Annotated in this window: 13 protein-coding genes; 7 read left to right on the top strand and 6 right to left on the bottom strand. The window is 54.0% G+C overall.

Features of this window, described 5'->3' with window-relative positions; all coding sequences use genetic code 11:
• Positions 1 to 179: 179 nt before the first annotated feature.
• Positions 180 to 2,447 (bottom strand): NADP-dependent malic enzyme, encoded by a 2,268-nt coding sequence (locus tag AUP42_RS06680; RefSeq protein WP_062950100.1) that lies wholly within the window; start codon positions 2,445 to 2,447, stop codon positions 180 to 182.
• Positions 2,448 to 2,742: 295 nt separating this feature from the next.
• On the bottom strand, positions 2,743 to 3,240 hold the full coding sequence (locus tag AUP42_RS06675) for a hypothetical protein (RefSeq protein WP_062950098.1): 498 nt from the start codon (positions 3,238 to 3,240) through the stop codon (positions 2,743 to 2,745).
• A gap of 184 nt (positions 3,241 to 3,424) precedes the next feature.
• Between AUP42_RS06675 and mutS the strand changes: the two genes are divergently transcribed.
• From mutS to trpS, 4 genes are all read left to right on the top strand, one after another.
• Positions 3,425 to 6,148: a DNA mismatch repair protein MutS gene (mutS, locus tag AUP42_RS06670; protein ID WP_062950096.1), complete on the top strand. Its 2,724-nt coding sequence runs from the start codon at positions 3,425 to 3,427 to the stop codon at positions 6,146 to 6,148.
• 229 nt (positions 6,149 to 6,377) lie between these two features.
• Positions 6,378 to 9,131 (top strand): [protein-PII] uridylyltransferase, encoded by a 2,754-nt coding sequence (locus AUP42_RS06665; protein WP_062950094.1) that lies wholly within the window; start codon positions 6,378 to 6,380, stop codon positions 9,129 to 9,131.
• Positions 9,132 to 9,675: 544 nt separating this feature from the next.
• Positions 9,676 to 11,226 (top strand): murein biosynthesis integral membrane protein MurJ, encoded by a 1,551-nt coding sequence (gene murJ, locus AUP42_RS06655; RefSeq protein WP_062950090.1) that lies wholly within the window; start codon positions 9,676 to 9,678, stop codon positions 11,224 to 11,226.
• A gap of 173 nt (positions 11,227 to 11,399) precedes the next feature.
• Entirely contained in the window at positions 11,400 to 12,398 is a 999-nt protein-coding gene (trpS, locus tag AUP42_RS06650) for a tryptophan--tRNA ligase (RefSeq protein WP_062950545.1), read from the top strand.
• Positions 12,399 to 12,473: 75 nt separating this feature from the next.
• Here trpS and AUP42_RS06645 read toward each other — a convergent pair whose 3' ends face one another.
• Both AUP42_RS06645 and ribA read right to left on the bottom strand, forming a co-directional pair.
• On the bottom strand, positions 12,474 to 14,003 hold the full coding sequence (locus tag AUP42_RS06645; protein WP_062950088.1) for a hypothetical protein: 1,530 nt from the start codon (positions 14,001 to 14,003) through the stop codon (positions 12,474 to 12,476).
• Between the two features lie 195 nt (positions 14,004 to 14,198).
• A complete protein-coding gene (gene ribA / locus AUP42_RS06640) occupies positions 14,199 to 15,347 on the bottom strand; it encodes a GTP cyclohydrolase II (protein WP_062950086.1) in 1,149 nt (382 codons plus the stop codon).
• 236 nt (positions 15,348 to 15,583) lie between these two features.
• Here ribA and AUP42_RS06635 point away from each other — a divergent pair, with 236 nt between their 5' ends.
• Positions 15,584 to 16,273: a response regulator transcription factor gene (locus AUP42_RS06635; protein ID WP_062950084.1), complete on the top strand. Its 690-nt coding sequence runs from the start codon at positions 15,584 to 15,586 to the stop codon at positions 16,271 to 16,273.
• 276 nt (positions 16,274 to 16,549) lie between these two features.
• On the opposite strand, the gene AUP42_RS06630 is transcribed toward AUP42_RS06635, so the two are convergent.
• Positions 16,550 to 17,245 carry a YggS family pyridoxal phosphate-dependent enzyme gene (locus AUP42_RS06630; RefSeq protein ID WP_062950082.1) on the bottom strand — a complete coding sequence of 232 codons (696 nt, stop codon included), beginning with the start codon at positions 17,243 to 17,245 and terminating at the stop codon, positions 16,550 to 16,552.
• A gap of 55 nt (positions 17,246 to 17,300) precedes the next feature.
• On the opposite strand from AUP42_RS06630, the gene AUP42_RS06625 reads away from it, so the two are divergent.
• Together AUP42_RS06625 and AUP42_RS06620 are read left to right on the top strand one after the other, a co-directional pair.
• Complete coding sequence (locus tag AUP42_RS06625; protein ID WP_062950081.1) at positions 17,301 to 17,939, top strand: thiamine phosphate synthase; 639 nt, start codon at positions 17,301 to 17,303, stop codon at positions 17,937 to 17,939.
• 34 nt (positions 17,940 to 17,973) lie between these two features.
• Positions 17,974 to 19,194 (top strand): glycosyltransferase family 9 protein, encoded by a 1,221-nt coding sequence (locus tag AUP42_RS06620; RefSeq protein WP_062950080.1) that lies wholly within the window; start codon positions 17,974 to 17,976, stop codon positions 19,192 to 19,194.
• A 76-nt stretch (positions 19,195 to 19,270) separates the two neighbouring features.
• Here the strand turns inward: AUP42_RS06620 and AUP42_RS06615 are convergent, their stop codons facing one another.
• Positions 19,271 to 20,311, bottom strand: coding sequence for a porin (locus AUP42_RS06615; RefSeq protein WP_062950079.1), 1,041 nt, complete (start codon positions 20,309 to 20,311; stop codon positions 19,271 to 19,273).
• Between the last annotated feature and the right edge of the window lie 456 nt (positions 20,312 to 20,767).

Raw genomic sequence — 20,767 nt, 5'->3', positions numbered from 1 at the left:
TTGCAAGCAACCAGCATCAATAGAACGGCACAAAATCCGATGCGCCATTTGCGTATAAATTCCAACGTCTCGTTCCCACGATTAACGGTTGTTTTTTGTTATATAACAGCCTCTTAAAGTAAAATGGCGGAGATTGCATCCGCAATTCCGCCATTTCAAAAATATTGTTTTGCTGAGGTTTAGCCGTGTTCGGCCTCGTGTGCGGCCAATGCAGCCAGATTGACAAGGTCGTTGACCGTACTGCCCATCTGGGTGATCTGTGCCGGCTTCTCGAGCCCGATCATCACCGGACCAACAACCGTACCTCCGCCCAGCTTGTCCAGAAGCTTTGACGCTGTTGTCGCCGCATGAAGGGCCGGCATTACAAGCACGTTGGCCGGGCCGGAAAGGCGGCAGAATGGATAAAGCTTCAACAGTTCGGTATCAAGCGCCACATCCACCGCAATATCTCCATCGAACTCAAAGTCGACATTGCTGCGTTCAAGGATGCCGACCGCTTCGCGGATACGGTCCGTATCAGCGCTCCAGGGGTTGCCAAATGTTGAATGCGACACCATTGCCACGCGTGGCTCGTGACCAAGCTGCCGGGCTTTCTCGGCCGCCTGGATCGCAATCTCGGCAAGCTGCTCGGCATCAGGCATGTTATGTACGCGCGTATCCGCAATAAACACGGTGCGGCCTTTGGCAATTGCAATCGAAAGACCCATCGGGATTTCACCCGGCTTGGCATCAATTACCGAACTGATATCGGTAAAGCTGCGATGGAAGTTGCGCGTCAATCCGGTAATCAGGCCGTCCGCATCGCCTTTTGCCACCATAACAGCGGCAAAGACGTTGCGCTTCTGGTTGACCATGCGCTGGCAATCACGCCACAGGAAACCTTTACGTTGCAGGCGGCCATACAGGAACTCGGCATATTCCTTGTTCTTGTGCGAAAGTGCCGCATTGCTGATTTCAACGCCCTCAAGGCTTTCAATACCAAGCGATTTGGCCGATTCCGCGATCCGGTCCTCGCGCCCGATCAGGATCGGGGTACCATAACCGGAATTGCGATACGCCACCGCTGCACGAATAACCGTTTCTTCTTCGCCCTCGGCAAAAGCTATGCGTTTCGGATGCGCCCTTACATAGTCGGAAATCAGCTGCAGATGTGCCGCAGTCGGGTCAAGGCGCCCGCGCAGCTGATTTTCATATTCGGCCATATCGATGATCGGGCGACGTGCCACACCGCTATCCATCGCGGCTTGCGCAACGGCCTTGGGCACCGCAATGATCAGACGCGGGTCAAACGGTGCCGGAATGATATATTCCGGACCATATTGTAGACGACGACCGGAATAAGCCGCCGCAACTTCGTCAGGAACATCTTCACGCGCCAGCGACGCCACCGCGTGGGCCGCGGCAATCTTCATTTCCTCGTTGATCGTGGATGCCTGGACGTCAAGCGCCCCGCGGAAAATATAGGGGAAGCCAAGTACGTTGTTGATCTGGTTGGCATAGTCCGAACGCCCGGTGGCACAGATCGCGTCATTGCGGATCGCGGCGACTTCTTCCGGGCTGATTTCCGGGTCCGGGTTTGCCATGGCAAAGATGATCGGCTGTTTGGCCATGCTTTTGACCATGGCTGCGGTAACCGCGCCCTTGACCGACAGGCCAAAGAACGCATCCGCCCCGTCCATCGCTTCTTCCAACGTGCGGGCATCTGTTTCGGCCGCGTGCGCCGATTTCCACTGGTTCATGCCGTCTTCACGGCCTTTATAGATAACCCCGCGCGAGTCACACATGATGACATTGTCGGGCGAGACACCCATGCTTTTGACCAGTTCGCAACATGCGATGGCCGCAGCACCCGCACCGTTGATGACCAACTTGATGTCTTCAAGCTTGCGCCCGGTTAGGTCGCAGGCATTGATCAGACCGGATGCGGCAATAATTGCTGTACCATGCTGGTCATCATGGAAGACCGGAATATCCATCAGTTCGCGCAGGCGTTGCTCGATGATGAAGCATTCCGGGGCCTTGATGTCTTCAAGGTTGATCCCGCCAAACGACGCGCCAAGGAAGCGCACGCAATTGACGAACTCGTCGACGTCTTCGGTAGATACCTCCAGGTCAAAACCGTCAACATCGGCAAAACGCTTGAACAGGACCGCCTTGCCTTCCATTACCGGCTTGGATGCCAGCGCACCCAGATTGCCAAGTCCCAGAACGGCCGTACCGTTTGAGATCACGGCAACGATATTGCCCTTGGACGTATAGTCATAGGCCGTCGCAGGATTCTTGGCAATTTCGAGGCATGGCACCGCCACACCTGGTGAATAGGCAAGTGAAAGATCGCGCTGTGTGGTCAGCGGCTTCGACGGAGTGATTTCGATTTTTCCGGGGCGGCCACTTGAATGAAACAGCAGCGCTTCACGGTCACGAACCTTGATTTCTGAATCTGACATATATTTTCACTGACGCTTGCGTGGTGGGTTGGAAAGCGGTGAGAACCTGTAAACTTTAACTCGGCAATCAGGTGTGGAGCCGTCATGCTGGACCGCTCAATAAATCAGGCTTCTGGCCCCGGGTCAAAGGCGACGTTAACGGCAACCGCAAAATTACGTAGCATTTTCCGTATGTTGCAGCGCATCATATGCTAACCGGACATGAAAAAGGCGATCATTCATGATCGCCTTTGACGTTTCACCAAACGATAGCTGTTACAATAAAGAAGCCTGATATGCACGATAGAACAATGGACTATCCCTGATGCAGGTGGATATTTTCCGCACCATGCTTTTTCAGGATTGCGGTCGCCTTGGCTTCTGCATCGTCCTTGTCGGGATCAATCCGCACCCAAAGGATTACAGAACCGGCATTGATCGCACGTGCGAAATCCTCGGTATGCGGAGTGGATGTCACTTCTTCAATAAATTCCCGCAGTGCTACTGCGCCCACACCGGCACCAATCGCAAGTGCCACCGGCGCGGTTGCCGCCCCGCCAAACAAGGCAATGGCCCCCGATGCCACCAAAGGCACCTCGTATTTTGCTTCACCAACCAGTGCGGTCAGCACATCGGACCAGGACCGACCATCCGCCCCGGCAACATCGATCGATTCATGGGAACTTAAAACCGACAGATCCGTGCGCGAAAATCCGCTATCGCGCAATTCCCGAACCGCGGCATCAAAGCTGTCTTTTGTCTCGAACAATCCAACCAGTTCCGGTGCCTGACGGGTCGCTTGGTCTGCTGCCATCTTCTTAGTCTCCTTGGTCACTGGTCAAAGGACGGCAAATCAGCGATGATCGCGCTGCTTTGCTACCTGCGTATCTTAACATATTTTACAGAAAATCAGGCATTGCAATGGCATAGGTCAAAAACGGCTACCGGGCCGTTTCATCCCCTCGTCAATGCCTTCAGGGTTTGCTATCACACTCGTCATGAACAATATTGCCGATCCTTCCGATACCAAAACCGTCCCACTTTCGTTCGATACCGAAGGTGCGACCCCGATGATGATGCAGTTCCTTGAAATCAAGGAACAGTATCAGGACTGCCTTCTGTTTTACCGGATGGGCGACTTTTACGAGCTGTTCTTCGACGATGCCGTGAAAGCGGCCGAGGCGCTCGATATCGCACTGACAAAACGCGGCAAGCACCAGGGTAACGAAATTCCCATGGCCGGTGTTCCGGTCCACAGTCACGAAACCTATTTGCAGCGTCTGATCCGCAAAGGTTTCCGTGTTGCCGTTTGTGAACAGATGGAAGACCCGGCCGAAGCTAAAAAACGCGGTGCCAAATCCGTGGTCAAACGGGGTGTCGTTCGTTTGATCACGCCTGGTACCCTTACCGAAGACAGCCTTCTGGATGCCCGGCGCCATAACTATCTGGCCGCCGTATCCGAGGTCCGCGGTAAAGTCGGTCTGGCGTGGCTTGATATGTCGACTGGCGATTTTTATGTCCAGCCCTGCGATATGGGGGGGCTTCCGGCTGCACTGGCACGTCTTGACGCGGGTGAACTTCTGATATCAGACAAACTTCTGAACCGTTCGGAAATGTTCGATATCTATGCTGAATATAAAAACATCATTACCCCACAGCCCGCATCGCGCTTTGATGCCGAAAATGCCCAGTTGCGCCTGAAGAAACTTTATGAAGTCGCCGCACTTGATGCATTTGGCGGCTTTGAAGTTGCCGAACTTTCCGCTGCCGGTGCCCTGATCGATTATGTCGATCTGACCCAGAAGGGCCAGATGCCGCGCCTTTCCCCGCCGCAACGCATGGCTGCGGGTGCCGCGATGGAAATCGATGCCGCCACCCGGCGGTCGCTGGAACTAACCCAGACCCAATCAGGCGAACGCAAAGGATCGCTTCTTTCGGTCATCGACCGGACCCGGACGGGTGCCGGCGCGCGGTTGCTGGCCGCCCGCCTGTCCGCACCACTGACCGACGCCAGCACGATCAATAAACGTCTTGATCTGGTTTCCTATTTCCATGATCGCGATGCCCTGCGGTCCGATCTGCGTGCTGCCCTTGGCGAATGCCCGGATATCGAACGTGCATTGTCACGTCTGTCAGTTGGTCGTGGCGGCCCGCGCGACCTTGCTGCGATGCGTGATGGTCTGGCCTGCGCCTTTGCGATTGGTAACCTTCTGCACAAACCCGACGGTGGCAATAACGGACTGACGACCCAACCCGCTGCCCTTGTCGATCATCTGACCGGTATGGGCCATCATGGCGATCTGGTTGATTTTCTGCGCCGGTCGCTCAGCGAGAATCTGCCGCTGCTGGCACGTGACGGCGGCTTTATAGCAGGCGGCTATCACCCACCGCTTGACGAATTGCGCATGCTTTCAAGCGAAAGCAAAAAGCTGATCGCCAATCTTCAAGCCCGATATACCGAACAAACGGCCATCACCAGCCTTAAGGTCAAGCACAACAACGTCCTTGGCTACTTCATCGAAGTACCGGCCAAACAGGCCGACCGGATGATGGAAATCGATGAATTTATTCATCGCCAGACCATGGCCAATGCGGTCCGTTTCACCACGGTCGAGTTATCCGAACTCGAAAGCAAGGTTTCCAAGGCCGGGGATCAGGCGCTTGCTCTTGAACTTGAACTGTTTGACACACTGGTCTCAAATGTACTTGAACATGCCGATGCCATTGCCCGCTGCGCGCAGGCGCTGGCCGGACTTGATGTGTCGGCCGCCTTGGCCGAACTGGCGCGTGATCAGGGATGTATCCGCCCAACCATTGATGACAGCCTTGCCTTTGATATCCGTGGTGGTCGCCATCCGGTGGTGGAAGCCGCCCTACGCGAAAATGGCGACAGTCCATTTGTCGCCAATGACTGCCGCCTTGAAGGCGAACAAAGCCTGTGGCTGATTACTGGCCCTAACATGGCCGGTAAATCGACTTTCCTGCGCCAGAATGCCCTGATCGCGGTTCTGGCCCAAATCGGTGCCTTTGTGCCCGCTGAAACCGCCCATATCGGTGTGATTGACCGGCTGTTTTCGCGCGTCGGGGCAGCGGATGATCTGGCGCGTGGCCGTTCGACCTTCATGGTTGAAATGGTCGAAACCGCCGCCATTCTTAATCAGGCATCCGATCGTTCGCTGGTGATCCTTGATGAAATCGGGCGCGGCACCGCAACATTTGATGGTCTGTCTATTGCCTGGGCGGTTGTCGAAAACCTGCATGAGGTCAATAAATGTCGCGGCCTTTTCGCGACTCACTATCACGAACTGACAGCCCTTGCCGCCAAGCTCGCCCATCTGTCCTGTCACACAATGCTGATCAAGGAATGGCAGGGCGAAGTCGTCTTCCTCCACGAAGTTGGCGCGGGCAGTGCGGATCGGTCTTATGGCATTCATGTCGCCCAGCTTGCTGGCCTGCCCAAACCGGTAATCAAACGCGCCGAACAGGTGCTTAAGACCCTTGAAAAGGGCGAACAGGGCGGTGCAGTTTCAAAACTGGCTGACGATCTGCCGCTTTTTGCTGCCGCGATTGAGCAGGTTAAACAGGAAGAAAAGGCCAAAACCCCGGCACTATCGCCGTTACAGAAGGCTCTTTTGGACGCGGTGGGGGAAATAGATCCCGACAACATGACCCCGCGCGAAGCCCTTGACGCGCTATATCGTTTGCGTGCCATGCGCGATTGATTCCGGGTCGCTCGAAAAATAACGGTCGGTCATCGCATTAAAAGCAGGCACTTTGCCCTTATATCAGGCAAGTGCCTGTTTGCTTTTTGATGCTACACTCTCTGGTGGGCCGCTTGCGACTGGCATTGGCAATACGGCATGCCATATGCATTGGGACATGCCCAAAGGGCAACCTGCCTATTAATATCTAACTGGCCAAACCAGACCCGACCCAAGGAAACCGCTTCAAGTGACGTATAGAATCAAGAAACAGCGCGAAATCATCGACCGCCGCAAAATCTTTGCCGAGCTTGAGTCCATCGCTGCCAATGCAGAGCTGACATCCTTCAAACAGCGTGCGGAAATCCTCAAACGCCTCAAAGCCGTTCTGGAAGAAGGCCGTAAGGTTATTCGTGCCCGCTTCGAAGAAACGAATTCCGGGCAGGACGCAGTCTTCTCCAACAGCTTCCTGATCGATCAGATCGTGCGTTTGATCCACGATTTCGCCCTGAAATTCGTCTATCCTCTGCACAATCCAACCAATGAGCAACGCATGGCGGTTGTCGCAGTTGGCGGTTACGGTCGTGGCGACATGGCGCCGCAATCCGATGTCGATATCCTGTTTCTGTTTCCCTACAAACAAACCGCGCATGGCGAACAGGTTGTCGAATACATCCTTTACATGCTTTGGGATCTGGGGCTTAAGGTCGGTCATGCCACCCGTTCGATTGATGATTGCCTGCGCATGGGTAAACAGGACATCACCATCCGCACAAACCTGCTTGAAAGCCGGTTCGTCTGGGCGGATGAGGATGTCTATAAAACCTTCCGCACCCGATTCATGGAAGAACTGGTCAAGGGCACCGGGCTTGAATTCATCGAAGGAAAGCTAAACGAACGCGATGAACGTCACATCCGCATGGGTGATTCACGTTATGTCGTTGAACCCAACGTCAAAGACGGAAAAGGTGGCCTTCGCGATCTTCATACCCTGTTCTGGATTGGCAAATACCTATACCGCGTCAGCAACCCGCTTGAACTGGTCGACCTCAAGGTGCTGACCCGCAAGGAAGCACAAGGCTTTCTGAAAGCGCAAAACTTCCTGTGGTCGGTACGCTGCTGGCTGCACTACCTCACCGGGCGTGAAGAAGACCGCCTGACATTTGATATGCAGCGCGATATTGCCGATAAGCTTGGCTATACCGATCATGCCGGCGCGTCAGGCGTCGAACGCTTCATGAAACACTATTATCTGATGGTGAAGCATGTCGGCAACCTGACCCGCATCTTCTGTGCTGCCCTTGAAGAACGTCATCAACGCAAACCCCTGATTCGCTTTCCGGCCCGCTTCTTTGGCAGCAAGGAAGTCGACGGTTTTCAGCTACGCAATGATCGCCTGACGGTCGATAGCCTCGAAACCCTTCAAAATGATCCGATCCAGATTTTGCGCCTGTTTCTTGTCGCCCATCAGAACGGGGTTGGCATTCACCCCGAAACACTGCGATGGGTGACGCAAAGTCTGAAACTGGTTGATCACAAGCTGCAAAAAGATCCGGCCGCAAACGAGGTCTTCCTTGAAATCCTCACCCACCGCGATACCCCGGATATCCCGCTTCGCAAAATGAACGAGGCTGGATTGCTGGGCCGCTTCATTCCGGATTTCGGTCGTGTCGTTGCCCAGATGCAATATGACATGTACCACACCTATACGGTGGACGAGCATACCATCCGTGCGATTGGCATATTGAACCAGATCGAACGTGGCGAGCTGGCCGAAGAAGCCCCGGTTGCCACCCGCATCATGGAAAAGGTGATTTCACGTCGCGTGCTTTATGTCGCGGTATTACTCCATGATATAGCCAAAGGCCGGGGCGGTGATCATTCCGAACTCGGTGCCGAAGTCGCCGAAAAGCTATGCCCGCGTCTTGGTCTGTCGCCTGCCGATACCGAAACTGTCGCTTGGCTGGTTAAGGCCCATCTGTGGATGAGCCTGACCGCATTCAAGCGCGATCTGAACGATCCGACTACCATTCGTGCCTTTGCCGATCTGGTCCAGTCACAGGAACGGTTGCGTTTGTTGCTGTGCCTCACGGTTGCCGATATCCGGGCCGTAGGTCCGAATGTCTGGAATGGGTGGAAAGCGACGCTCCTACGCGAACTTTTCTATGCCACCGATGATCTGCTTTCGGGCGGCCTGAATGCCGACAGTCGCGATTCGCGCGTCGCGCGCGCCCAGCAGGAATTGCGTGATGCCCTTACCGCACCCGGTTCTGACTGGTCAGAACAGGATGTCGAGGATTTCATCGATCGCGGCTATCCTTCCTACTGGCTCAGTTTTGATACCGAAACCCATGTACGTCATGCCCATCTGACCCGTGATGCCAAGGCAAGCGGGGCGGACATCACGGTCGATATGCGTATCGAAACCGACATCGACGCCACCGAAATTATTGTTCACACCACCGACCATCCTGGCCTGTTTTCCCAGATTGCCGGGTCGATGGCGCTTTGCGGGGCCAACGTTGTCGATGCCAAAATCCTGACCCTTGCCGATGGCATGGCACTTGATACCTTCTTTATTCAGGATACCAATGGCGAGGCATTTAACGACAAAGCCAAGCTCGAAAAACTGCGCGAAACGCTTGAACAGGTGATTTCGGGTCGTCTGCGTCCCAGTCAGGAAATCGAACGCCGCCAGATCAAGGATAACAAGCACCGCACGGCAGTCTTCAAGGTCGAGCCAAACGTCATCATCGACAACAAGGCCAGCCGCACCCACACCGTGATCGAAATCACCGCGCGTGACCGGCAAGGTCTGCTTTACGATGTCACCCGCACGTTGCGCGATTTGTCGCTACAAATCGCTTCAGCCCGTATTTCAACCTTTGGAGAACGCGCGGTTGACGTTTTCTACGTCAAGGATGTGTTTGGTTTGAAAATTGACAGCCGCACCAAGTTTCTGCAGGTCAAGGAAACCCTGACCCAGACGTTGGAAAACGGCTGAACACGATCCCGAAAACACAAAACCCCCGCCCCTGCGATTGGCCAAACGCCAAATCGCCCCGGCGGGGATCCGTGTTCAATGGCGCAAGCGCCATGATCGAATTCTGTTTTGTATCGGAAGTTTGAACGGACGAGGGCTGGTCGGTCCTGAAACCTGATGTTATGGCCTGTTGTCCCGTAACATCATATTCCTCGGAGTGCAGCAGGTTGAGGTGGAGCGCCTTTATCCCTCGTCCGGTCAGAATAGCGAGGCTCGCGTCCCAACGAATCCTCAGCGAGATGCAATGTATGAGGAATGCGACATATTTTCTGTGACGGCTATCACAACCAGCTGAATTTTTTACAAAAACACGCGCCATTTCACAAAAGTTCAACGTTCGGACGTCATTGTGCATAGAAATAATCCCGCTTTAACCACCGCCAATCCGCCGTCATTACGAGTTATTCACTTTCGACTGGCAGATTTCATACCTGCCGAGCTGGCTGCATCTTTGCTGCCATAAAAACATACTCTGGTTCATAATCTAATTCGGATTTGATCGCGAATGTCGCTTGTACGTTCCATTGCCACGGTCAGTGGTTTTACCCTGATCTCGCGTCTTCTGGGCTTTGCCCGTGACATCATGATTGCCGCAATGCTCGGTGCCGGTGGCATGGCAGATGCCTTTTTTGTTGCGTTCAAATTCCCCAACCTGTTTCGCCGCCTGTTTGGCGAAGGCGCGTTTAACGCTGCCTTTGTGCCCTTGCTTGCCGGTGATATCGAAAAACGCGGCATCGATGTCGCGCGCGAATTTGCCGCACGCGCCATGTCGATGCTAGTCCTGATTACCGGCTTTCTGGTCGCGATCATCGAAATCACCATGCCTTGGGCGATGCATGTTTTTGCACCAGGCTTTGCCGAAGACCCGGAAAAATTCGCCCTTGCTGTCGAACTGTCGCGCATCACCTTCCCCTATCTCGCGTTCATTTCGGCTGTTGCCCTGATGTCAGGGGTTCTAAACACCCTGCACCGCTACGCCGCTGCCGCTGGTGCCCCGATCATTCTTAATATCTGTCTGATTGGTGCCCTTCTGGGGCTGACACCCATGACCGAAACCCCGGCCCATGCCCTGTCATGGGGGGTTGCGATTGCCGGTGTCGCTCAGTTCATCTGTCTGGTGATTGCCTGCAAGCGCGCCGGCTTTGCCATCAAATGGCAATTGCCCAAAATTGATGACCGCGTGAAACTGCTGGGCAAACGAATGATCCCGGGCATGATCGGTGCAGGCGTCTATCAGTTGAACCTTCTGATTGATACCATGCTGGCATCTCTTGTTTCGGATGGTGCGGTATCCTGGCTTTACTACGCTGACCGCGTCCATCAATTACCGCTTGGCGTCATAGGCATTGCAATTGGCACTGCCCTGCTGCCTACCCTGTCGCGCCAGCTTCAGGGTTCAGACCCGAAAATCGCAATGTATAGCCAGAATCGCGGTATCGAAATCGCCTTGCTGCTTACGCTGCCTTCTGCCATCGCACTCGGTGTGATGGGTATTCCGATTATCAATGTTCTGTTTGAGCGCGGCGCCTTTGGCACCAGTGAAACACTGATGACCGGAATGGCCCTGACCATTTTTGCCTTTGGCCTGCCGGCGTCGGTTCTGGTCAAAGTTCTGGCCCCCGGCTTTTTCGCACGCGAAGACACCAAAACCCCGATCCGCATCGGCATTACCGCCATGGTGATCAATATCGTGCTGATTGTCGCCCTGATGCCGGCATTTGGCCATCTTGGCATCGCAGCCGCGACCTCGACTTCGGTCTGGATCAATGCCCTGTCACTGGGATGGATTTTGCACAAACGCGGCGATCTTGTTTTTGACAACCGACTAAAACGCCGCGTTCCGCGCATCCTGCTGTCATCGGTATTGATGGGGGTGGCGCTATGGTTTGCCATCACCTGGCTTTGGCAGAATGACGCTCTGTCGATCACGCGCATCATCACCATGGCCGGTCTGGTCTGTGGCGGATTACTGGTTTACGCCATTACCGCCCAGCTTTGCGGTGCCACCAGTTTTTCCGAACTCAAGACCACGCTGAAACGCGGCAAAACCGTCTGAGTACGGATATTGCATGTTATTTCGGTCATTTCGGGACAAGCCGCTTGACCAAATCCGGTCCGGCGGCTTAACTCCCGCCCGAAGATTTGCAGGCTCGTCCGCCGGCGGGTGTCCAAAACCTGGCGGAGCATGCAGGTCACTCAACATATTTTTTGGAAATGGACGACATCGTTATGGAACGTGTTTTTTCAGGTGCTCAGCCCACCGGTAATCTTCATCTTGGCAACTATCTTGGCGCGATCCGCAACTGGGTCACCCTTCAGAAGGATTTCGAATGCATCTTCTGCGTCGTTGACCTTCATGCCATCACCGTCTGGCAAGAGCCCAATGAACTGCGTTCCAATATCCGCGAACTTGCTGCCAGTATGATTGCATCTGGCATCGATCCGGAAAAACATGTCCTGTTCAATCAAAGCCAGGTTTCGGCCCATGCTGAACTGGCTTGGATTTTCAACTGTGTCGCGCGCATCGGCTGGCTCAATCGCATGACCCAGTTCAAGGAAAAGGCTGGCAAGAATCGTGAAAACGCATCACTTGGTCTTTATGCCTATCCGAGTCTGATGGCAGCCGACATTCTGGCTTACAAGGCCACCCATGTGCCAGTTGGCGAAGACCAGAAGCAGCATCTTGAACTGACCCGCGACATCGCGATCAAATTCAACAACGATTTCGGTGTCGAGTTTTTCCCCCAGCCGGATCCGCTAATCCTTGGTCCGGCAACACGTGTGATGTCACTGCGTGACGGTTCGAAAAAGATGTCGAAATCCGATGCATCGGACATGTCGCGCATCAACATGACGGATGATGCCGATACGCTGGCCAAAAAAATCCGCAAGGCCAAAACCGATCCGGAACCGCTGCCAAGCGAAGCCGCCGGTCTTGAGGGCCGCCCCGAAGCCAAGAATCTGATCACCATCTATGCGGCCTTGACCGATGCAAATGTCGCTGACGTTTTGGCCGAACATGGTGGAACCCAATTCTCGGGCTTCAAGCAGGCTCTGACCGATGTCGTTGTCGAAAAACTGGCCCCGATCACCGAAGAAATGGCACGTCTCAAGGCCGATAACACCTATATCGACGCAATTCTGGCAAAGGGTGCAGAACGTGCCAATGCAATTGCCCAGCCGATCCTCAAAGAGGTCAAGGAAACCGTTGGTTTCCTGAACAGCTAGAATTTTATTGCCAAATCAAAACAAAAACCGGCAATCATATGACTGCCGGTTTTTTTATGCCTCGAGATCTGATGATCAGATCGAATTGCCCACAGGCTGCTGGCGGCTTTGCTGCATTGCCTGATATTTTTTCAATCCGTCCATCATGGTCTGGCTGAACCAGACACCGACCGGCTCGTCATTCTGCACATGGGTTTGCGCCTGCTCCATCAGGGGATGGACGGTTTCGACCTCGGCTGCACTATCGTTGCGCGCAACTTGCCGGGTATTGATAGCGCCATCATTGCGGTTGGCCTGATTGCTAACCGTGGGTTTATCCTGCGCAACTGCATTGGTCGACGCAACAGCATCATTTGCCATCGTCTGCGCGCGGTCACGGCCGAGGGCCGCATTAAAGCGTGCCGCCATTTCCGCAGCACTCAACGGGCCTTGTTGCCCCTGCTGTGCTGATAGTCCTGTATTGGGCTTCTGCGATGCCGCCTGTTTGGTCACATCATCCTGATTAAGCTTGGCATATTTTGCGTCGCGCGCAGCAATTTCCGGGGACACACCAAATTGCGAAGGACCACGGCTCAGACGGCCGGAACTTTGTGCACGTGCCCAGACCGTATCGCCATTATCGCTGTTAAAGGAAGCTCGCTGGATCATGCCCTGATGACCATTGCGGCTGGCTTCTGCAGCGCGCATGGTCATGTTTGATGCGATATCGGTCTGTCCGGCACGGGCTATCGCCACGGCCAGTTCGGCCGGATCGGCATCCTGTGCATTGATATTCGTGCCAGCAACATCATCGCCTGCCTGCGCCAAAAGGCGCTGGGCGGCCTGGATTGCCGGATCATCGGAAGGTGCTGCTGGTTGCGGGGCAACCGACTGCGCCACGGTTTGCGCTTTGGTCGGGCTGGTTACCAGTTTGGTACCGGTATTACTTTCTACACCACCCCACGGCGTCACCAGATCAGCCGCATTGTATGCGTTCGTACCGGATTTGGCTGCCGCGGCTGACGCGCCGTTAATTGCCAGCGTTTCAACACCGGCCACCGGGGCGGCATTGGTAATAGTTGCCTGTTCGACCGGATCAACCTGCAGGCCATTGATGCCCGCCATTGATGTATCGCCAGCCGCCCATGGCAGAACAAGATCGCCTGCACCACCGGCGGCGACACCGGCACCGGATGCATCAGCCATCACAGGCAGGTCTGCCGGGGCTTGGTCGTCCTCGAACATTGCCATGATGTGCGAACCGGTATCCTCTCCGGTCGTCAGATCGACAACCGCATCAACGGCGGCACCGGCCAGACCGAAAATACCGCCAAACAAACCACCGCCGACAACCCGCGCACCATTCCCCAGCTCGTCACCGGTGATGCTGCGGTAAATCATGCCCACGCCAGGGATATGCTGCAAAGGATTGATTACGTCGAGGAAATCGGTGAATTCAAAGCCGTCATCGCCGAATACATATTCGGAAAAGCTTCGTTCTTCCGGCTCACCATCGACAAGCTGCTTGGCCGCACTTGATCCGGCAGAAGCGCTACCAGCCGTTCCGCTTGCAATGCTTGCCCCGTTACCGGGCGATATTTGCCGCCAATCTGCACCAATCGACATGTCTGTCCTCCTCTTGCCGACTATTTTGCAAAAGGAGTGCCAGTTTTGGAATTTATCAATTCGTTGATTTTAAAAGGATTTTTATAATTCAGACATGACGTAAAACTGCCCGTCGGAATCTTCTGCCGGGTGGCAATCAGGAAGGTCATGATAATGCCTCCCTGCTGTTAACCCACGCGAGCCGTCATGCAAGGATTAAAACAGGTGACCGGCCCGATCCTTCTTGGTCTGAAGGTAAAATTCGTTATGACCGTTGGAAGGAAATTTGTGCGGTACGCGTTCAACCACGGTCACGCCCCAGCTTTCAAGTCCGGTAAGCTTTTCGGGGTTGTTGGTCAAAAGCCGAACGGTTTCAAAGCCCATCTGGCGCAGCATTTCAGCCGCCGGACGATAAACACGTTCATCGGCATCAAAGCCAAGTTCCTCGTTGGCATCAAGCGTATCAAATCCGCGGTCCTGCAACGCATAGGCACGCAGCTTGTTCACAAGCCCGATACCGCGCCCTTCCTGTCGCAGATAAAGGATAATCCCGCCCTGCCCGCTTTTGGCAATTTCGGCAATTGCCCCGCGCAATTGCGGCCCACAATCGCACCTGAGCGATCCGATCAAATCCCCGGTAAAGCATTCCGAATGCAAGCGGATCAAAACCGGCTGATCATGTGCCGGTTCATCGATCACAATCGCCAGATGTTCCTGGCCGCCATCTTCGGGACGAAACGCAATCACCGTGGCATTTTCGGCATTTTCCAGCGGCACGCGCGCTTCACTGACCTGACGCAGGGTCGCAGCGGATGCGTCTTCGTATCCGTTGATGCTCTCAGACTGCAGCACTAGAAGGTTCTGCGCCTTCGACAACATTTCAAGCTGCTCAGGTTCAACCGGCGCGATCACGACAGCTGGCAACAACCTTGCCAGCTTGGCAAGCCGTATGGCTGCACTTTCGGCCATAGTAACCGGGCGCCATGCACCAGCAGGCATGCTTTCAAGGTCCAGCAACGGATTGGCGATCTCGGCCAGGGTCTGTGCATCAACGCCGGACTTTTTTGCACTTACAAAAGCAATGAAATGATCGTTCTTGCAGGCCTGTCCCAGTGACTTGGCCCGCACGCGCGGCAAAACAATCGCGGTATTTCCGCTTTTACCGGCAATGTCATGAAGCCTTGCAAGCCCTTGATCCGAAAGCGGTTCGGCGGCAATAACTGCAACACAATGGGCAATGCCGTTTGCCTGTCCCTGAACCAGAACGATTTCACCGCGCCGCAAATCGGCAACAGCACGCGATACGGTCACCAGATCGGTCGCGGAAACATTGGCTTTCGATGGCACGGCAGCAGATTGGGTCATTGCAGTCTTTGTTTCTTCAGGGTCTGTCACGGATGATCACAACATCGCGATCCGGTCGGTATGGGGCTGGATAAGATGCACGTCAATGGGCTAAAGCGAAAACAGTTTGTTCTTGAAAACGCAGTATGAGACTCTAATCCTAAGTATATGGCGGGCCTACGAGAACAATGCCACAAAAAGAACCGTCGGCAGGCTCAGAATATAGGCGGGATTTAGCAAGCAGCAAGGGATGGCGAATGTCGACAGGTAAACAGGTTCTGGTGGTTGAAGATGACGCGGCACTGAGCCAGTCTCTCACCGAACAACTCCGGCTTCATGAGGAATTCGAATGTGTCGTTGCCAATAGCGGCCAAAACGCCCTCGAAGTCGCCAAAGAAAATTACTACGACATTATCCTTCTTGATGTCGGTCTGCCCGATATGGATGGCCGCGATGTCTGCAAACTGATGCGGCGCGCCGGGGTCAAATCCCCGATCATCATGCTGACCGGTGCCGATAGCGATTCCGACACGATCCTGGGCCTTGAATCGGGTGCCAACGACTATGTTACCAAACCGTTCCGCCTGAACGTGCTGCTGGCGCGCATTCGTGCCCATATCCGCCAGCACGAACAAAGCGAAGACGCTGTTTTCGTTATCGGCCCCTACAGCTTTCAGCCCAGCGCCAAACTTCTGATCGAAACAGCGACCGAGAAAAAAGTTCGCCTGACGGAAAAGGAAACCTCGATCCTGAAATTCTTGTTCCGGGCTGGCGACAAGCCGGTCACACGCGAAACCCTGCTTGATGAGGTTTGGGGCTATAACGCAGGGGTGACGACCCACACGCTGGAAACCCACGTCTATCGCCTGCGCCAGAAAATTGAAAAGGATCCATCAAACGCGACGATTCTGGTGACCGAACCGGGTGGTTATAAACTGGTTCCCTGATCCGCACGCGTGCTCCCCCTTGAAATCATGCCGATTTGCAAGAAACCCGCCGGACCAAACCGTCCGGCGGGATTTTTTTTGATTTTTTTCGTCACAAAACGGCTTTGAATGCGTCCTATACTTCTGGCCAAGTTATCCACATTTTTTTGCCAGATTCCGGATTTTGCTCAAAAACAACGCTTTAATGGTCTTAAACCGGCCTAAACAGCACTTTATTTGCAATAAGATCGGCTGAAATTGCATTTTTGGTGCCCCTGAATGGCACCTTCTGGCAATTTAATAGCCCCGCGACCCAAAAATGGCTGTCCCGACACGGATATGTGTCGCGCCAAGCCGGATTGCCGCCTCGTAATCACCACTCATTCCCATGCTGCGAATGGTCAGGCCATGACGGTCGGCGATTTTACCCAATAGCGCAAAATGCTGTGCCGGTTCCTCATCCACCGGCGGTATGCACATTAGTCCCTTGATCGGCAATTTCAGGCGTTCGATGCAATCGGTGATAAACGGGTCGGCATCCGCCGGGTCTATGCCTGCCTTTTGCGGTTCTTCACCGATATTGATCTGGATATAAAGGTCAGGGCATTCACCGGTATTGTCCCGGTGTTTTGCCAGCGCATTGGCAATTTTTGGCCGGTCAACGGTCTCAATCACATCAAACAGGGCAACGGCATCCTTCAGCTTGTTGGTCTGAAGCGGCCCGATAAGGTGCAGCTCGATATCGGGGAACTGTTCGCGCAAGTCCGGCCACTTTCCTGCGGCTTCCTGCACCCGGTTTTCACCAAACACCCGACGCCCGGCGACAAGTGCAGGGCGCACATGATCTGCATCATGGTTCTTGCTGACGCATATCAGGGTCACATCGCTGTTTTCGCGGCCAACCACCGCACAGGCTGTGTCGATATTTTGCTGAATTTTGGCAAGATTGGCCGCGATATCGGCATTGCCGGATGACAGAATATGATCGCTCATAGATGATGGCCTAAATCGGAACAGGAATCGGTTGAACAGAATCGGGATACTATCAATGGATGCCACACTGGCAAAGCAGGCACGCCAACTCAATTTACGCAATGGCGGCCCGAACTGCCCGATCCCGTCGATCGTGCTGATGACCGATGAAAAGCGCCTGCCCGATCCGATCCCGGCTATCATCGGCCTGCCATCCCGAAGTATGGTGATCTTTCGTCATTACGACCTCGCGCCTGCGGACCGCAGCAAACTAGCCTACCGGGTCCGACGCACCTGTCGCCAATACGGCCATCTCTGTCTGATCGCCGATGATCTGGCATTGGCATTGCACCTTGATGCCGACGGTATCCATTTGCCGGAATATCGCATTAGGAAAACACCGCATGCCTATCGGCAAATTCCACGCGACATGCTTGTGACGTCTGCCTGCCACAGATTGCAAACGCTGCACCTGCTGGCACTTCTTACCCCCGATCAACGCCCGGACGGGGTTCTGATCTCGCCGGTTTTTGCCACCGAAAGCCATCCTGACCAACCGGGTATGGCATTTTCGGCCTTTCTGCAACGAACCGCCCTTTGCCGGAGTCTTGGCCTCATCCCCATTGCCCTTGGCGGCATAAACCCTGACAATGTTGCCATGTTAAGGGGATCTGGCGTTGCATCTTTGGCCGGGATCGGGTTCTCTGCCACATAACACCGAGTAAAAGGTGACCGGAGATCGCCCGCCAATGCCTGCACATCACCATCCCGCCCGGAAAAAATTTACCCGGTTCGCGTCAAAACAGCCGTTCCGGTTCGGTCTGCCCAATGTCAGTGCGGAGCTCACACAAGCATCCGACAACAGCCCTGCATATCTGACGCGTACAACATCGCTTTTGCGGCAACAAGTTCTGGCCAATGCCCCGTCGGTAAAGATCATTTCAGACACTGTTCATCCTGATGTGTTGGCACGCGATGCATGGGCCGATACTGATTTTGATCGCAAACGGGTTCTGTTCCTGATCCCCGATGATGCGATTGGCGATTGTGTTGGCATGGCCCTGTTTTTGCGGGCTTTTGCGGTAAAATATCCTCGTGCAAAGATTGCCGTGCTTAACAGTGGTAGCGCATCGGACATATTTGCAACCCTTTCCGATGTCACGGTTTTTCAGCTTTTTATTTCGGTCAAACGACTGAAGACATTTGATTACCTGATCGACTTCAGCGAGATGGAAGGTTGGAAAGATATCGCGACCATGCCGGTAAACCCGGAAGAGGCACTTTGCGAGGCTTTCGACATTTCCCCAATCCCGCTTGCATCGAAGCGTTCGCCGAAGCTGGCACCGGGTGCCAGGATCGGCATTCTGCCAATGGCATCTTCGCCGCTTCGCACCCTGCCGCCTGCACTGGTACGCGAAATCGCAGAATTTCTTGCAAAAGCCGGATTTGACATCACCCTGATCCTTAACGCCTATCAGGGTGTGATGAAGAAGTACAAGGATACGATAGGACCGTTTGACCAGCCGAATATCCGGATTGTCGATGGCTTCAAAACCATCGGAAATCTTGTGTCTTTCATCAGCGAACAGGATTATGTCGTGCTGGCCGATAGCGGCCCGGCCCATATCACAAAACTGTTTCAGACACCGGGAATTGGTATTTATAGTTCAGCCTCTGCCGCTGTGTTACAGGGCCGCCACCGCAACCTTTGCCCTTGGCAAAGCAGCTACAAGGGTGATTTTTGCGAAGCCCCCTGTGGGCTTGCCAAACTGCGCGCGACCGCATCGGGTACAATCGGCTGCATGGGCAGCCTCCGAGTTCCGATATCGGAACTCGGCAACCTGCCGGTCAATTCAGACAGGGCACTGGCCGAACAGCTTGCGACCGAAAAACCGGTCCCCTGTGTCGCCGACCTTGTCGCGCGGAAAGATCGCTTTTTAGCTTTTCTACGGCAGGATATCGGTATCTGAACCGAAATCCACAGATCATGGACAAAAAGAAAGGGGCGGAAAACCGCCCTTTTCAAATCATGCTAATTCTGAGGAATTAGAAAGTCAGTGCCAGACCGGTCACAACGCCGTAGCCGTCATTGTCTTCTGCACCATCGACCTCATCATCGAACCAGAAGATCGAAGATTTCCAGGCAACGCCGGCACCAAGGGTGTAAGCAAGGCCTAGGTCGGCAGTGCTGATTTCACCGGTGCCGTTACCACGGCTGCCATTGCCATATTCAGCGTAGCCATAGGTCAGGGATACAGCTGCAGCATCCATTTCATAGGAAACACCGATGTCGAACTGATCGGTATCGTCAGGATTTCTGCTGCCTTCGCTGAAGCCATAGTCGTCATCGGTGTGAGAATACGAACCGCCAACTGTGAAGTTACCAAAGCCGACATTCAGACCGCCGCCAACAAGGTTGCCTTCACCCCAGTTTTCGCCAATCGCGGAAACGCCAAGTGAAATACCGTTGAAGTCACCGGTATATTCAAGGGCACCAGAAACGATGTTGTCGCCAGATCCGCTAACGTTGTTATAGGTCGAAGTGCCACCAATTTCGGTTGCACCGTTGCGGTTACTATCATCGGCAAACGAAACGCCCGCACGGAAGCCACCGAGGCTCGGCGTAAAGTAGGTCACGCGGTTTTGGTCACCAGTAGGAATGGTGGTATCGATCAGATAGGAGTTAACCCAAATGTCGAGGTCACCATCGTTAACGCCAACCGGGCCGACTGCTGGTGCAACTATCTGCATCGAATCGGCTGCGCTGTCGTTTTTGCCCATTTCGATGCGGCCGAAATTGCCGCTGACATACAGGTACTGCTCGTCAATCTGGTCACTGGACGTTTCGCCTTCTAGCTCGACCACCGCGCCAACTTCAATACCGTTATCAAGGGTGGTCGAGCCCTTGAAATGAATTTCGGTATCGGACTGGAAGGCGTTGTTGCGATCACCGACTTCCTGATCGGCAAAACCGGCCCACTGGTTCATGTAACCACCAACCGACAATTTAATCGGCTCGGACGCCTGAGCCTGTCCGGCAAACGCAGCAGCGACGATTGCACTGGACGCGATCAATATGTTTTTCATTTTAGCCTCTTGATTTTACGTGTGAACCGGGCATTTGTCTTGACAATATATGCCCGAAATTTCCTAACCGACAGAACGCTATAAATGACCGTCAGTCAATTATAATAATGCGGGAATGTGTTTTGTCGCATATCTGTTGCAGAATAAGCACATCAAGACGTGAGATCCGCTCCTTCTGGGAAACATAATATTGTTTCAGGAACTTTGTAATACCAATCATCTTTATTCATATGACTTGCAGTCATTTAAATTCCCAACCAGAAGCAATAAGCACTGGAACCATGGTTATCCACAAACAAGCATGACCAAAGAAACATCATGGCGCAGTCATTCGCTCTATCTGCGCGAACTTTTTCTCTTACAACGAAGCACCCATAGGTTGATTGATGTTAAGAAAAATACCCTTGAAAGATTTTGCCTTATAGCCACTGGAGCTTTAATCATTTCCATATGAAA

Origin of the sequence: Thalassospira lucentensis, from assembly GCF_001613805.1 — a bacterium.
GTDB classification, from domain to species: Bacteria; Pseudomonadota; Alphaproteobacteria; order Rhodospirillales; family Thalassospiraceae; genus Thalassospira; species Thalassospira lucentensis_A.
The sequence above is the reverse complement of the archived record's forward strand: the minus strand, read 5'-3'. Positions and strand labels throughout refer to the sequence as shown.

Bases quoted from the DNA above. Each gene is read 5' to 3' on its own strand.
- AUP42_RS06680 (WP_062950100.1), bottom strand. From the start codon at position 2,447: ATGTCAGATTCAGAAATCAAGGTTCGTGACCGTGAAGCGCTGCTGTTT.
- AUP42_RS06635 (WP_062950084.1), top strand. From the start codon at position 15,584: ATGTCGACAGGTAAACAGGTTCTGGTGGTTGAAGATGACGCGGCACTG.
- ribA (WP_062950086.1), bottom strand. From the start codon at position 15,347: ATGACCCAATCTGCTGCCGTGCCATCGAAAGCCAATGTTTCCGCGACC.
- mutS (WP_062950096.1), top strand. From the start codon at position 3,425: ATGAACAATATTGCCGATCCTTCCGATACCAAAACCGTCCCACTTTCG.
- AUP42_RS06625 (WP_062950081.1), top strand. From the start codon at position 17,301: ATGGATGCCACACTGGCAAAGCAGGCACGCCAACTCAATTTACGCAAT.
- trpS (WP_062950545.1), top strand. From the start codon at position 11,400: ATGGAACGTGTTTTTTCAGGTGCTCAGCCCACCGGTAATCTTCATCTT.
- AUP42_RS06620 (WP_062950080.1), top strand. From the start codon at position 17,974: ATGCCTGCACATCACCATCCCGCCCGGAAAAAATTTACCCGGTTCGCG.
- murJ (WP_062950090.1), top strand. From the start codon at position 9,676: ATGTCGCTTGTACGTTCCATTGCCACGGTCAGTGGTTTTACCCTGATC.
- AUP42_RS06615 (WP_062950079.1), bottom strand. From the start codon at position 20,311: ATGAAAAACATATTGATCGCGTCCAGTGCAATCGTCGCTGCTGCGTTT.
- AUP42_RS06675 (WP_062950098.1), bottom strand. From the start codon at position 3,240: ATGGCAGCAGACCAAGCGACCCGTCAGGCACCGGAACTGGTTGGATTG.
- AUP42_RS06630 (WP_062950082.1), bottom strand. From the start codon at position 17,245: ATGAGCGATCATATTCTGTCATCCGGCAATGCCGATATCGCGGCCAAT.
- AUP42_RS06645 (WP_062950088.1), bottom strand. From the start codon at position 14,003: ATGTCGATTGGTGCAGATTGGCGGCAAATATCGCCCGGTAACGGGGCA.